Source organism: Pseudomonas chlororaphis subsp. aurantiaca (assembly GCF_013466605.1).
GTDB lineage: Bacteria > Pseudomonadota > Gammaproteobacteria > Pseudomonadales > Pseudomonadaceae > Aquipseudomonas > Aquipseudomonas chlororaphis_I.
In genome coordinates this window covers 2,334,677-2,348,795 of sequence record NZ_CP059162.1, presented here as the reverse complement: position 1 = coordinate 2,348,795, position 14,119 = coordinate 2,334,677, and the positions used below count along the sequence as shown (strand labels likewise).

The 14,119-nt window shown below is 67.1% G+C and carries 12 protein-coding genes; 6 read left to right on the top strand and 6 right to left on the bottom strand.

The genetic code is table 11. The annotated features are described in order from the left end of the window. The first annotated feature begins 157 nt into the window (after positions 1 to 157). The 5 genes from H0I86_RS10995 (at position 158) to H0I86_RS10975 (ending at position 5,382) form a co-directional block, all read left to right on the top strand. The gene (locus H0I86_RS10995; protein ID WP_180925009.1) at positions 158 to 1,780 is read left to right on the top strand and encodes an acyl-CoA synthetase; all 1,623 of its coding nucleotides are present in this window, start codon (positions 158 to 160) and stop codon (positions 1,778 to 1,780) included. A gap of 123 nt (positions 1,781 to 1,903) precedes the next feature. After that, positions 1,904 to 3,676: an acyl-CoA dehydrogenase C-terminal domain-containing protein gene (locus tag H0I86_RS10990; RefSeq protein ID WP_180925008.1), complete on the top strand. Its 1,773-nt coding sequence runs from the start codon at positions 1,904 to 1,906 to the stop codon at positions 3,674 to 3,676. Positions 3,677 to 3,793: 117 nt separating this feature from the next. After that, a complete protein-coding gene (locus tag H0I86_RS10985) occupies positions 3,794 to 3,937 on the top strand; it encodes a hypothetical protein (RefSeq protein ID WP_180925955.1) in 144 nt (47 codons plus the stop codon). A gap of 50 nt (positions 3,938 to 3,987) precedes the next feature. Beyond that, positions 3,988 to 4,602, top strand: coding sequence for a hypothetical protein (locus H0I86_RS10980; RefSeq protein WP_180925007.1), 615 nt, complete (start codon positions 3,988 to 3,990; stop codon positions 4,600 to 4,602). A 150-nt stretch (positions 4,603 to 4,752) separates the two neighbouring features. After that, positions 4,753 to 5,382 carry an HAD family hydrolase gene (locus H0I86_RS10975; protein WP_180925006.1) on the top strand — a complete coding sequence of 210 codons (630 nt, stop codon included), beginning with the start codon at positions 4,753 to 4,755 and terminating at the stop codon, positions 5,380 to 5,382. 100 nt (positions 5,383 to 5,482) lie between these two features. Here the strand turns inward: H0I86_RS10975 and H0I86_RS10970 are convergent, their stop codons facing one another. From H0I86_RS10970 to H0I86_RS10950, 5 genes are all read right to left on the bottom strand, one after another. Continuing rightward, positions 5,483 to 6,556 carry a 2,3-butanediol dehydrogenase gene (locus H0I86_RS10970; protein WP_258019459.1) on the bottom strand — a complete coding sequence of 358 codons (1,074 nt, stop codon included), beginning with the start codon at positions 6,554 to 6,556 and terminating at the stop codon, positions 5,483 to 5,485. Between the two features lie 84 nt (positions 6,557 to 6,640). Continuing rightward, positions 6,641 to 7,753, bottom strand: coding sequence for an acetoin dehydrogenase dihydrolipoyllysine-residue acetyltransferase subunit (locus H0I86_RS10965; protein WP_180925004.1), 1,113 nt, complete (start codon positions 7,751 to 7,753; stop codon positions 6,641 to 6,643). Further along, a complete protein-coding gene (locus tag H0I86_RS10960) occupies positions 7,750 to 8,766 on the bottom strand; it encodes an alpha-ketoacid dehydrogenase subunit beta (protein WP_009043079.1) in 1,017 nt (338 codons plus the stop codon). Before H0I86_RS10960 ends, H0I86_RS10965 begins: the two co-directional genes overlap by 4 nt. Positions 8,767 to 8,796: 30 nt before the next feature. Further along, positions 8,797 to 9,774: a thiamine pyrophosphate-dependent dehydrogenase E1 component subunit alpha gene (locus H0I86_RS10955; RefSeq protein ID WP_038580416.1), complete on the bottom strand. Its 978-nt coding sequence runs from the start codon at positions 9,772 to 9,774 to the stop codon at positions 8,797 to 8,799. Next, positions 9,752 to 10,738, bottom strand: a complete 987-nt coding sequence (locus H0I86_RS10950; protein ID WP_180925003.1) for an ATP-NAD kinase family protein — start codon at positions 10,736 to 10,738, stop codon at positions 9,752 to 9,754. The genes H0I86_RS10955 and H0I86_RS10950 overlap by 23 nt, the downstream gene beginning before the upstream one ends. 342 nt (positions 10,739 to 11,080) lie before the next feature. Here H0I86_RS10950 and H0I86_RS10945 point away from each other — a divergent pair, with 342 nt between their 5' ends. Then, on the top strand, positions 11,081 to 12,949 hold the full coding sequence (locus tag H0I86_RS10945; RefSeq protein WP_180925002.1) for a sigma-54-dependent Fis family transcriptional regulator: 1,869 nt from the start codon (positions 11,081 to 11,083) through the stop codon (positions 12,947 to 12,949). Positions 12,950 to 12,994: 45 nt separating this feature from the next. Here the strand turns inward: H0I86_RS10945 and H0I86_RS10940 are convergent, their stop codons facing one another. Continuing rightward, entirely contained in the window at positions 12,995 to 14,008 is a 1,014-nt protein-coding gene (locus H0I86_RS10940; RefSeq protein ID WP_180925824.1) for an AraC family transcriptional regulator, read from the bottom strand. Positions 14,009 to 14,119: the final 111 nt, after the last annotated feature.

Below are 14,119 nucleotides of genomic sequence, written 5' to 3'. Positions count from 1 at the left end.
AGCGAATTATTGATATAGTAGAAATACTATACAACTCAGGTAGTACTTCCATATCCATTGCCAAGCAGTATATAAAAGCCTCCGGATAAGTCACCGAGCACCGTTAAAAACGGTCTCGGCCAATAGAGCTAACAATCAGCCACCGGATACCCGAACCATGTCCATCTACGAGCAAGGCCTCGCGCCGACGGCCGTCAACCATATCGCCCTGTCCCCCTTGAGCTTCATCGAGCGCACCGCCGCCGTTTACCCCGATTACCCGGCGGTGATCCACGGTTCGATCCGCCGCACCTGGGCCCAGACCTACCGCCGCTGCCGGCGCCTGGCCTCGGCCCTGGCCGGGCGCGGGATCGGCAAGAACGACACGGTGGCGGTGATGCTGCCGAATATCCCGGCCATGCTCGAAGCCCATTTCGGCGTGCCGATGATCGGCGCCGTGCTCAATGCCCTCAACGTGCGCCTGGACGCCGAGGCCATCGCCTTCATGCTGGCCCACGGCGAGGCCAAGGTGCTGATCGCCGACCGCGAGTTCCATGAGGTGATCCACGCCGCCGTCGCCATGCTCGACCAGCCGCCTTTGGTGATCGACCTCGACGACCCCGAGTACGGCGAGGGCCAGCCGGTCAGCGAGCTGGACTACGAGGCCTTCCTCGCCGAGGGCGACCCGGAATTCGCCTGGCAGTGGCCGGATGACGAATGGCAGGCCATCGCCCTGAACTACACCTCGGGCACCACCGGCAACCCCAAGGGCGTGGTCTATCACCACCGCGGCGCCTACCTCAACGCCCTGGGCAACCAGATGACCTGGGCCATGGGCAACCATCCGGTGTACCTGTGGACCCTGCCGATGTTCCACTGCAACGGCTGGTGCTACCCCTGGACCGTCACCGCCCTGGCCGGGGTCCATGTGTTCCTGCGCCGGGTCGACCCGCAGAAGATCCTCAACCTGATCCGCGAGCACCAGGTCACGCACCTGTGCGGCGCGCCGATCGTGCTCAATGCCCTGGTGAACATGCCGGACTCGGCCAAGGCCGCCATCGACCACCCGGTCAACGCCATGGTCGCCGGGGCCGCGCCACCGGCCAAGGTGATAGGCGCGGTGGAGGAAATGGGCATCAAGGTGACCCACGTCTACGGCCTGACCGAGGTCTACGGCCCGGTGACCCTGTGCGCCTGGCACGCGGCCTGGGACGAGTTGCCCCTGGAACAACGGGCGCAGATCAAGTCGCGCCAGGGCGTGCGTTACCCGACCCTGGAAGGGGTGATGGTGGCCGACCCGAAAACCCTCGAACCCACACCCCGCGACGGCCAGACCATCGGCGAGATCTTCATGCGCGGCAACACGGTGATGAAGGGCTACCTGAAGAACCCCAGCGCCACCGCCGAGGCCTTCGAGGGCGGCTGGTTCCACACCGGCGACCTGGGGGTGACCCACCCGGACGGTTATGTGGAGATTCGCGACCGGCTCAAGGACATCATCATTTCCGGCGGCGAGAACATCTCCACCATCGAACTGGAGGGCGTGCTCTATCGCCACCCGGCGGTGCTGGAGGCCGCGGTAGTAGCCCGCCCCGACGAAAAATGGGGCGAGACGCCCTGCGCCTTCATCACCCTCAAGGCCGATCACCAGCAGGTCAGCGAGGCGCAGATCATCGCCTTCTGTCGGGAACACCTGGCGGGCTTCAAGGTGCCGCGCACCGTGGTGTTCAGCCAGTTGCCCAAGACCTCCACCGGCAAGATCCAGAAGTTCGTCCTGCGCGACATGGCGAAAAACCTCTAGTTTGAATAGACAGAAACCCCGCGCACGTCGTTGTCCTGCTGGGAGTCGGCACGGCGGGGTCTACCCTTTTTGAATCACCCGGCCCCGGCCGTTCAACCTCCACTTTTGCCCGAGGTTCTTGCAATGCCCGAATTCAACGCTCCCCTGCGCGACATGCGCTTCGTTCTCCATGAGGTGTTCAACGCGCCCAGGCTCTGGGCCCGGCTGCCGGCCCTGGCCGAGACGGTGGATGCCGATACCGCCGATGCGATTCTCGAAGAGGCGGCCAAGGTCACCGGCCAGCTGATCGCCCCGCTCAACCGCAGCGGCGACGAGGAAGGCGCCACCTGGGACAACGGCCAGGTGCGCACCCCCGCCGGTTTCAAGGAGGCCTACGGCACCTATATCCAGGGTGGCTGGGTCGGCCTGAGCGGCAACCCGGCCTACGGCGGCATGGGCATGCCGAAGATGCTCGCGGTGCAGTTCGAAGAGATGCTCTACGCCGCCAATTCCAGCTTCGCCCTGTATTCGGCCCTGAGCTCCGGCGCCTGCCTGGCCATCGATGCCCACGCCAGCGAGGCGCTCAAGGCGCTGTACCTGCCGCCCATGTACGAAGGCCGCTGGGCCGGCTCCATGTGCCTGACCGAGGCCCATGCCGGCACCGACCTGGGGATCATCCGCACCCGCGCCGAACCCCAGGCCGACGGCAGCTACCGGATCAGCGGCAGCAAGATCTTCATCACCGGCGGCGAGCAGGACCTGACCGAAAACATCATCCACCTGGTCCTGGCCAAGCTGCCGGACGCCCCGGCCGGGCCCAAGGGCATCTCGCTGTTCCTGGTGCCGAAGATCCAGGTCGACGCCCAGGGCAACCTGGGCCAGGCCAACGCGGTGAGCTGCGGCTCCATCGAGCACAAGATGGGGATCAAGGCCTCGGCCACCTGCGTGCTGAACTTCGACGGCGCCACTGGCTGGCTGATCGGCGAGGCCAACAAGGGCCTGGCGGCGATGTTCACCATGATGAACTACGAGCGCCTGTCGATCGGCATCCAGGGCATCGGCTGCGCCGAGAACGCCTACCAGAACGCCCGCACCTACGCCCGCGAGCGCATCCAGAGCCGCTCGCCCGCAGGCCCGGTGGCCAAGGACAAGATCGCCGACCCGATCATCGTCCACCCCGATGTACGGCGCATGCTGCTGTCCATGAAAGCCATGACCGAGGGCGGCCGGGCCTTCGCCAGCTACGTCGGCCAGCAGCTGGACCTGGCCAAGTTCGCCGACCAGCCCCACGAGCGGCACAACGCCGAGGCCCTGGTGGCACTGCTGACTCCGGTGGCCAAGGCGTTCTTCACCGACACCGGGCTGGACAGTTGCATCCTCGGCCAGCAGGTCTTCGGCGGCCACGGCTATATCCGCGAATGGGGCCAGGAGCAACTGGTGCGGGATGTGCGCATCGCGCAGATCTACGAAGGCACCAATGGCATCCAGGCCCTGGACCTGCTGGGCCGCAAGGTAGTGGCCAACGGCGGTGTGGCCCTGCGCCTGTTCACCGGCGAGATCCGCGACTACGCCTACCTGCCCGGCGCCGCCTACGCCGCCGAATTGCTGGACGCCGTGCAGCGCCTGGAAGACCTCAGCGACTGGCTGCGCGAACAGGCGGTGCAGAACCCCAACGCGGTGGGCAGCGCCTGTGTCGAGTACCTGCATCTGTTCGGCTACGTGGCCTACGCCTACCTGTGGGCGCGCATGGCCCAGGTGGCCGAGCACAAGCACGCCGAGGACGAAAGTTTCTACGGCGCCAAGCTGGCCACGGCGCGCTTCTACTTCAGCCGTCTGCTGCCGCGCATCCTCAGCCTGGAGCAGAGCATCCGCGCCGGCAGCTCCTCGCTGTTCGGCCTGGAAGCGGAGCAGTTCTAACCCCCTCGGGCGGAGCCCCTGTGCCCCGCCCTGCTGCCCGGCACTGCACGGCTGCTGGTGCAAAACCGGCGGCGGCCTTGCATACTGCGCGCCCCGAACACCGCCCAAGGAAGAAACGTGTTGGCGCCTGCCCCGATCATTGCCGGTCCAGCCATGCTGCTGCCCGGCACTGCGCACCTGATCCGCACCTTCGCTACCCGTCTATTCCAGCCTGGTGATCCGGCCCCGTCCGCCACCGGCAGTGGCTTGCCATTGCCTTGAATCCGGCACGCCCCGTGCAATCCCCTTCCCTGTCTTTGCCGAGTACGCCCATGCATCGCCTGTTCACTTTGTGGTTATGGATCAACGCTCTCCTGAGCGGAATCGCCGTGGCGGCCCCGCTGTCCGTGATGGTGTTTGCCGACCTGCAACTGATCGTCCCCCGGGACGTCAGCGGCACCCTGTTCGGCGGGGCCATGGGCTTTCAGCTGTACCTCGGCATCTGGCTCCTCTGCGCCCTCGGCCTGGGTATCGCCCTGCTCACGCGCATGCCCGGCGCCCGCCTGGCCTGGATAGTCGCTGGTCTGGTGCCGCTGCTGCTGGGCGCCTGGTGGCGGATCAATTACCCGGACGACGCCGACGGCAACCTGATCTTCAGCCCGCAAGCCTGGGAGCTGGACTACGCCATGGCGATCGGCTGCGGCTTTATCTTCAGCGGGCTGTACTGGTGCCGGCGCGGGCGCCTCAAGCCCCGCCCGGTCGCCACTGGCGCGGATGTGCTGCTGCCTCGGACCGTCGGCGCGCTGATCCTCGCCAGCCTGTTCCTCCTCCCACCGCTGAACTTCATCAAGCAGCAGGCCCTGCCCAACTGTGCATTCAACAAGGCCGGGCAACAGCTGACGGTGTGCCTGGGCGATGACCCGAACGAGCGAGTGATGGTCGACTGAAAGAGGGCTGTGGCCCCCGGCTCGAACAGCCCGACGAACACCGCATGTCAGTGCGCCGGAAACCGGGCCCGGGCCGTCGGCAAATTGCATTGCGTCGCCTACCGTCGCAGGATGTCTGCCCTGACCCACAACCGCTCAAAGGAAGTGCTCATGACAATTCGTGCTGTGGTTTTCGATTTTGGTGGCGTGCTGTTCGACTGGAATCCGCACCATCTGTACCGCCAACTGATCCCTGACGATACCCGCCGCCAATGGTTCCTCGACACCATTTGCACCCAGGCCTGGAACACCCGGCAGGACGCCGGGCGAACGCTGGCCGAAGCGACCCGCAGCCTGGTGGCCGAACACCCGGAACATGCGCCCCTGATCGAAGCCTATTACGGGCGCTGGCCGGAAATGCTCCGCGGCCAGCTGGATGATGGCGTGGCCTTGCTGGAAGACCTGCATCAGGCGCAGATGCCGCTGTTCGGGCTGACCAACTGGTCCCGGGAAACCTTCCCCTATGCCTGGGACAACTATCCGTTCCTGCGGCGTTTTCGCGACATCGTGGTGTCCGGGCAGGAGCGGCAGATCAAGCCTGACGCGGAGATCTACCACACCACCCTGCAACGCATTCGCGCGCACCTGCCGGATGTGGCGCCTCAGGAGCTGGTGTTCATCGACGATCACGCGCCGAATATCGTCGCCGCCAAGGCCCTGGGCTGGAATGCGATTCACCACCAGTCGGCGGCTGAAACCCGTCGCCAGTTGCAGGTCTTGGGGCTGCTGGGTGGGATGTGAAATAGCGGGATGAAGCCGTTGCCGCAGTGACAGCGGGGATCAACCGATCTGCGATAAAAAAAGGCGATGGCCGCTACCGGCCATCGCCAAATCGCCCAACTCAGGAGCGTTGCAACGGTCCGGGTGAAACGATGATCTTGACGTTGTGTTCCTTGTTGTTGACCAGTTCCTCGAAGCCCTGGCCAACGATCTGTTCCAGCTGGATACGCCCGGTCACCAGCGGCGAAATATCCAGGCGGCCGTCGGCGATAAAGGCGATCACGTCGGCGAATTCACCGTTGTAGGCCAGCGCCCCCAGCACCTGCTTCTCGGTGGCCACCAGCTCGAAGAAGTTGAACTCGCTGGGCTCCTCGAAGATACCCACCAGCACGCATTTGCCGGCCTTGCGGATCAGGTCGATAGCCAGCTTGGCGGTGTGCTTGTTGCCGATGCATTCGAAGCTGACATCCGCCCCCAACCCGCCGGTCAGGCGCTTGACCTCGGCCAGGGCATCGCACTCCTTGGGATCGAGCACATGAGTCGCGCCGACTTCCAGGGCTTTGGCCTTGCGCGCGCCGGACATTTCCAGGGCGATCACCTGGGCCGCGCCGGCGGCCTTGGCACACATGATGGTGCACAGGCCGATGGTGCCGGCGCCGACCACCACCACGTTCTGCCCTAACAGGCTGCCGGCCTTTTTCACCGCGTGCATGCCCACCGCCAAGGGCTCGATCAGCGCCCCGGCCTCGGCGGGAAAATGGGCCGGCAGGGCATACAGCAGGTTGGCTGGCACGTTCACCCGCTCGGCGAAGGCGCCGTTGTTCATCAGCCCGGTAAAGGCCAGGTTCTCGCAGATGTTGTACAGGCCGTGGGTGCAGTAATAACAGCTGCCGCAATGCTGGCAGGCGTCGGCGGCCACCGCTTGGCCAACGCTGAACCCCTGGACCCCGGCGCCGAGGGCGACGATCTCGCCGCAGAACTCGTGGCCGAGGATGCACTGGCCCTTGATCCCGGTCAGCGGGTGCGGCGCTTCCACCGGAATGAACACCGGCCCGGCCACGTACTCGTGCAGGTCGGAACCGCAGATGCCGCACCAGTTGACACGGATCTGCACCCAGCCGGCGGGCGGCGCCTCGGGCAGCGGCACATCTTCGACGCGGATATCGTGACGGCCATGCCAGACCGCCGCGCGCATGCTCGAGGTGGGCTTGAAGGAAAGACTCATAAGGCTTGCTCCTGAATCGGTTGGGCGGCGGCCCAGCGGCCGCCGCCGTGAAGGTCAGTGCTGCTGGACGAATTCCAGGATCAGGCGATTGACCTGCTCCGCCGCTTCCATCTGCACCATGTGCCCCTGCCCCGGGAGGATCTCGACCCGGGCCTTGAGCCCCTCGCTGTGGGCGGCGGGGATGATCCGGTCGTCGCTGCCCCAGATCACCAGCACCGGCTGCCCGCCGTCCTGCACCACGGGGCGCAGGTCGGCCTGCTGGCGACCCTCGGCAAACAGCTGGCCGGCCAGTTGCCCGAGGGCCGCGTCCACCCCTTCCAGGCGCTTGAACTTGAGCATGTCGTCGAGCATCTGCCGGTTCACCAGCTCAGCGTTGGAGAACAGTTGCACCAGCTGTGGCTTGAGGGCATTGCGGTTGCCGGCCTCGACAAAACCGCGCAGGTAATCGCCGTTGATTTCGGCCCCCAGCCCGGCGCTGCCGATCAGGCTCAGGGAGCGCACCCGCTGCGGCGCCAGGCGCGCGGTGTTCAACGACACCGCGCCGCCCATGGAATGCCCCACCAGATGGGCCGCGGGAATCTCCAGGTGATCGAGCAAGGCCAGCAGCACGTCGCTCAACTCGTCCAGGTCGCCCCGTTGCAGGGCCTTGGCCGACTCGCCGTGGCCCGGCAGGTCGAGGGCGACGACGCGGCGCCCGGCGGCCAGGGCCTCGTGGTTGAACAACCAGTTGTTCAGGTCGCCGCCGAAACCGTGCACCAGCACCAGCGGCGTGCCGCCTTCGCCGCGCTCGAAGTAGCGGATCAGCCGGCCATCCAGCTCGACCTTCTGCGGCGCCGGGCCGCTGTCTTCGTCGGCGGCATCGCCGGGCACGAAAGACGCCTGGAACTGCTCGATCACCGCGTCGATCTCGGCGTCGCTGGCCTCGCCCTCGACCACGATGCCGAGCAAGGCGCCCACCGCCAGGGTCTCGTCCTGGCGGGCGACCTGCCGGCGCAGAACCCCGGAGAACGGCGCCTCGACGCTGCTGGAAATCTTGTCGGTCTCCACGTCCAGCACTTCGTCGCCCTTGCTGATGCTCTGCCCCTCTTCCTTGAGCCAGGCATCGACCCGGCCCTCGGTCATCGACAGGCCCCACTTGGGCATGGTCAGGGTATGGATCTGGCTCATCGGCGGCTCCACTCGATCAGGTTCAGCACGGCCTGTTCGATCTTCGCCGCGTCGGGGATGTACAGGTCTTCCAGGGCATCGGAGAACGGCACCGGGGTGTGCGGCGCGGTGACCATTTCGATGGGCGCCTTGAGGGCGGCGAAGGCTTTCTGCGCCACCAGCGCCGAGATGTCGGTGGCCATGGAGCAACGCGGGTTGGCTTCGTCGATGACGACCAGGCGCCCGGTCTTCTCCACGCTTTCCAGGATGCTGTCTTCGTCCAGCGGGCTGGTGGTGCGCAGGTCGATGACCTCGCAATCGATGCCGCGCCCGGCCAGGCTGCGCGCCGCCTCCAGCGCGGTATTGACCGTGCGCCCGTAGGACACCAGGGTCACGTCCTTGCCGTCGCGCAGGAAGTTGGCCTCGCCGAACGGGATCGCATAGGACTCCTCCGGCACTTCGCCCTGCAGACTGTAGAGCAGCTTGTGCTCGCAGAAGATCACCGGGTCGTTGTCGCGGATGGCCTGGATCAGCAGGCCCTTGGCGTCATAGGGCGACGACGGGCAGACCACCTTGAGGCCGGGGATATGGGTCCACAGCGAAGTGAGCATCTGCGAGTGCTGGGCCGCGGCCCGCAGGCCGGCGCCGACCATGGTGCGGATCACCAGCGGGGTCTGGGCCTTGCCGCCGAACATGTAGCGGAACTTGGCCGCCTGGTTGAGGATCTGGTCCAGGCAGCAGCCGGCGAAGTCGACGAACATCAGTTCGCACACCGGGCGCACGCCGCGGGTGGCGGCACCGACCGCCGCACCGACGTAGCCGATTTCCGACAGCGGCGTGTCCAGCACCCGTCCGGGGAATTGATGGTAGAGGCCCTTGGTCACCCCCAGCACGCCGCCCCAGGCGTCGTTGTCGCCGGGGGCGCCGGCACCGCCGGCGACGTCTTCCCCCATGATGAACACGCTGGGGTCGCGGCGCATTTCCTGGGCCAGGGCTTCGTTGATGGCCTGCTGGTAACTGATTTTTCTCGCCATGATGGTGATCTCTTGTTGTTCTGGAGGGCGTTAGGGATAGGCGACATAGACGTCGCTGAGCAGGTCGGCGGGGCTCGGCTTGGGGTCGGACTTGGCCTTGCGCACCGCATCCTCGATCAGCGCGTCCACTTCCTGGTCGATCCGTTCCAGTTGGCTGGCCTGGACCGATCCCGAGCGCGTGGTGCGCTCGCGGAACTGCATCAGGCAGTCGTTGTGCTCGCGGTAATGCTTGACCTCGTCGGGCGCGCGGTAGGTCTGGGCATCGCCCTCGAAGTGGCCGTAGTAGCGGGTCAGCTTGACCTCGATCAGCGAGGGGCCCTCGCCGGCCCGGGCCCGCTCCACGGCGGCGCCGGCGGCCTCGTGCACGGCGAAGAAATCGAAGCCATCCACCGTCACCCCGGGCATGCCGAAGCCGGCGGCGCGGTCGGCGATGTGGTCGCAGGCCACCGACCAGTTGGACGCGGTGGCTTCGGCGTAGCCGTTGTTCTCGGCGACGAACAGGCACGGCAGGTTCCACACCGAGGCCATGTTCATGGCCTCGAACACCGCGCCTTCGTTGGAGCCGCCGTCGCCGAAGAACACCACCGACACGCCGTCGGTGCCCTGCAACCGCGCCGCCAGGGCCGCGCCCACCACCAGCGGTGCGCCGGCGCCGACGATGCCGTTGGCGCCGAGCATGCCCTTCTCGAAATCGGCGATGTGCATGGAGCCGCCCTTGCCCTGGCAGACCCCGGTCTTCTTGCCGTAGATCTCGGCCATCATGCCGTACACGTCCACGCCCTTGGCGATGCAATGGCCGTGGCCACGGTGGTTGGAGGCGATGCAGTCATCGTCCCGCAGGTGGGCCATGACCCCGGCGGCCGAGGCCTCTTCGCCGGCGTACAGGTGGACGAAACCGGGGATCTCGCCGGTGGCGAATTCCACGTGCAGGCGTTCTTCGAATGCGCGGATGGTGCGCATCACCCGGTAGGCATGCAGCAACTGCTCAGTGGTCAAAGGTGTCGACATTTTTATTCTCCAGGGTGTCTTGGGACTGAAGGTTCACGGGGTGTTGCCGGTGCTGGCGATCGATGGCCAGCAGGCGCTGGCGCGCCGCGTGGTCCAGCACCGCGTTGACGTCGATGCTCAGCGGGCCGCCGCCATCGAGGGTGACCGTGGGCCGGTCATGGACGTTGAATTCAATCTCGCGCTCGCCATCCAGGGCCAGGGTGCCGGCGCTCAGGCACAGCGGCTGGGGCACGTCGGGTGGCAGGTAGCCGGCGTCCAGCACGCCGCAGCCCTGCAACAGGCCGGGGGCCAGGGGCACCAGCAGCGCCTCGGGGGACTGTGGGTCGAGGCGCATCCAGGCGCCGTGGGGCGCCTGGCGGGTGACCGGCAGCCACAACCCGCAGAGCGCGGAAATGCCAATGGACTGGGGCTCGGCGAAGGTCACGAAAACCTCGGCCAGATCGCTGGCGCGGCTGATGGCCCGGGCACCGACAAAGGCCAACGGCGACACCGCCACGTCCACCAGGGCCACTTCGCAGAGGCCCCGGGACGGCTCGCGCACCAGCAAACGCTTGTTGCGCCGCAGGGCGATTGCAGCGGGCACCCGACCGCTGGCGTAGAGGCCGCCGGCCAGCCCGGCGCTGGTGGCTTCGCGCAGTTCCGGGAAGGCGTTGTTGGTGCCGGTGGACAGGGTCAGCAAGGGGATATCGCCCACCTCGGCGGCCACCGCCTTGTGGGTGCCGTCGCCACCGAGCACGGCAATCAGCGCCACCTCGCGCTGGGCCATCCAGCGCGCCGCCTGGCGGGTGTCGGTGGGCATCAGCACCTGCTCGACGCCGGTGGCGCCGAAGGCCGCCAGCAGGCGCTGGATCACCGAGACCTTGTCGGTGCTGGAAAACAGCCCGGCGTTGGCGGTGAGGCGGCGCACATCGCGGCCCGAGGCCGGATTGGCGATGATCCCCACGCTCAGGGGGCGGCGACTCATAAGGCCACCGCGGGCGGATCACAGGCAGGACAAGACATGGGGCACCTCGTTGTTATTCTTGGATGGGCCAGTCTGGGCTGGTTATCCAGGGATAGAGCAAGGCCGGTGCCAATTACCCTGGAAAACCCGGACAGGGCCGATCCAGAGCGCTTGCCGCGGCTGTGAGGACGGCTTGGCCAGCGTCGCCGATGAGACGTGGCATGTCAGGTTGCACGGGGCCTTGGCGAGACCTTGAGACGTTGCGTCTCACGCCCGCCGCCGGGGCAGCCGGCGCTTGTCGAGGCGGGCGGATCGGCGCTTAATTGCGCCCACAACGATAAGAAGCTGCAACCGGAGGCCTTCATGCTTTCCGCACACTCGAGAGCCCACGTGGACTGCGTCAGCCGGGTCCTGAAAAACGCCGCGCACCTGCCCCAGGCGCCGGTCCCGAGCCTGATCCTCGACTCCTGGCGCCGCTCCATGGAGCAGCACCACCTGGACCCCGGTTCGCTGCAGGGGCCACGCATCCTGTCCCAGGACGTGCTCAAGCAATGCCGCGAGCGCTCCGAACTGTTCCTGCGCATTGCCAGCGAAGAAGTGGCGCGCCTCCATGGCCGGGTGCGCGACGCCGATTACTGCGTGCTGCTCACCGACGCCCAGGGCCGGACCATCGACTACCGGGTGGAATCGACCATTCGCAACGACTGCCGCAAGGCCGGCCTGTACCTGGGCACCTGCTGGTCGGAGGGCGAGGAAGGCACCTGCGGCGTGGCCGCGGTGCTCACCGCCCGCGCGCCGATCACGGTGCACAAGCGCGACCACTTTCGCGCGGCCTTTATCGGCCTGACCTGCTCCGCCGCCCCGGTGTTCGATCCCCAGGGCGAGCTGCTGGGGGTGCTGGACGTGTCGGCGGTGCGCTCTCCGGACGAGCGCCGTTCCCAGCACCTGATCCGGCAGATGGTGGTGCAGAGCGCGCGGGAGATCGAGCAGGCGTTCTTCATGAGCAGCGCCCAGGGGTATTGGGTGCTGCGGGCCCATGCCAGCCCCGGTTATGTCGACAGCCAGCCCGACTACCTGCTGGCCTGGGACGACGACGGCAGCCTGCGCGCGCTGAACCCGGCGGCCCGGGCCTACCTGTTGCAACGTTATGGCCAGTTGCCCCGGCATATCGCCCAGGTGTTCGACCCGCAACTGCTGCATCGCGCCCGGGATGAAGCGCTGTACCCGCTGTCCGCAGAATTGCATGGACGGCTGCGGGCGCCACGACGGCCCCTGAACCGCCCGCGCCTGAGCCTGGCCGGCGAGCCACTGGACCCGCGGGTGGAACAGAGCCTGCGCCTGGCGGTGCGGGTCAAGGACCGCCACCTGCCGGTGCTGATCCAGGGCGAGACCGGCTCCGGCAAGGAGGTCTTCGCCCGCCAGTTGCACCAGGCCAGCCAGCGCCGCGAACGGCCGTTCGTGGCGGTGAACTGCGCGGCGATCCCGGAAAGCCTGATCGAGAGCGAGCTGTTCGGCTATGTCGCCGGGGCCTTTACCGGGGCTTCCGGCAAGGGCATGCAGGGCCTGTTGCAACAGGCCGATGGCGGCACCCTGTTTCTCGACGAGATCGGCGACATGCCCCTGGCCTTGCAGACCCGACTGCTGCGGGTGTTGGCCGAAGGCGAAGTGGCGCCGCTGGGGGCGTCACAGCGGCGGTCGGTGGATATCCAGGTGATCTGCGCCACGCACCGCGACCTGGAAAGCCTGGTGGCCGAGGGCAGCTTTCGCGAGGACCTGTATTTCCGCCTGGGCGGCGCGCGCTTTCAGTTGCCGCCCCTGCGCGAACGCAGCGACCGGCTGGCGCTGATCACGCGGATTGTCGAGGAGGAGTCCAAGCGCTGCGGGGCGCCGGTGCAACTGGGCAACGCGGCCCTGGAATGCCTGCTGGGTTATCGCTGGCCGGGCAATGTGCGGCAATTGCGGCATGTACTGCGCTATGCCTGTGCGGTGTGCGAGGGGCCGTTGATCCAGCTGCACGACCTGCCGGAACAGGTGCGCGGGGTCGAGGCCGCAGACGCCCTGCCCGCCCAGGAAACCGGCGGCAGCCCCGAGCGCCAAGTGTTGCTGGATGCCCTGGTGCGCCATCGCTGGAAACCAGTGGCGGCAGCCAGGGCCCTGGGTATTTCCCGCGCGACCCTGTATCGCCGGGTGCAGCAGCACGGCATCCAGATGCCCGGACGCAGCCCGGCCTGAATCAACCTCGGGCCGCCCGTAAGTGGGTACGGGCGCGCCAGCCTGTCAGGTCGTCGGCTGGTACCGCGCGCGGTAGCGGCCGGGGCTTTCGCCGGTCCATTTCTTGAACGCGCGGTGGAAGGCGCTGGGCTCCTGGAAGCCGGTGCGCTCGGCGATTTCGCCGATGCTCGCGCGGCTCTGGCGCAGCAGTTCGACGGCCATGGCGCGCCGCACTTCGTCCTTGATTTCCTGATACGACACGCCTTCGCGCTCCAGGCGCCGCCGCAGGGTGCTGGGGCTGACCTGCACCTCGCCGGCGAAGGCCTCCAGGGTCGGCCACTGGCTGTAGTGACTGCGGCGCAGGCGTTGATAGACCTGGGTCGCCAGGCCGTGCTGGTTGCGAAAACGGATCACCAGCCATTGCGGCGCGCTGCGCAGAAAGACCTTGAGCGAGGCCAGGTCCTGGACCACCGGCAAGCGCAGGAAGCGACTGGCGAATTCGATTTCGGTACGCTCGGCGCCGAAGGTCAGGTTCGGCCCCCAGAGCAAGGCATCGTCGCTCAGGGACAGGCGCGGATAACGGAAGTCGGCGCGGTCGATGGCAATGCGCCGCCCGCCGAGCCAGCACAGCAGGCTGATCATCAGCACCAGGAAGGTCTCTTCGCCAAAACGCCCGGTGGCTTCATCGCCAGGCTGGCTGTCGAGGCTCAGCACCGCGCGCTTGCCACGCACACTGAGGCTGCCGCGAAAGTCGCGCAGGAACAGGCCGAAGTTGGCCAGGCACTGGCGCAGGGCCTTTTCCAGGGTCGGCTCCTGGATCAGCCCCCGGCAGATCAGGGCGAAAGCTCCCGGCGGCAGGCCGTGGGAGTCGAGCTGGAAAAACTCGTCCCGCAGTTCGCGGATCTGGATCAGCCACAGGGCCGCGAACGCGCTGGCCGGCACCCGCGCCTCGGGCTGGCCGAGCAAGGTCGGATCGATGCCCGCCTCGGCCAGCACCGCGGCCAGGCGCTCGGGCCGCTCACGCAAGGCGTGGACCATGACCTGCACGAAGTAGACCGCGACCGAATCCTTTTCCCGCATGGAATGACTGCTCTCTGTGGCTGTGAACATGGCAAAAAACGCCAGCGCGGCTGAGCGCTTTTGGCATAGGCCGGGGGTGGCGCGGGCACTAGACTCGCGCCTCGAAGGTTG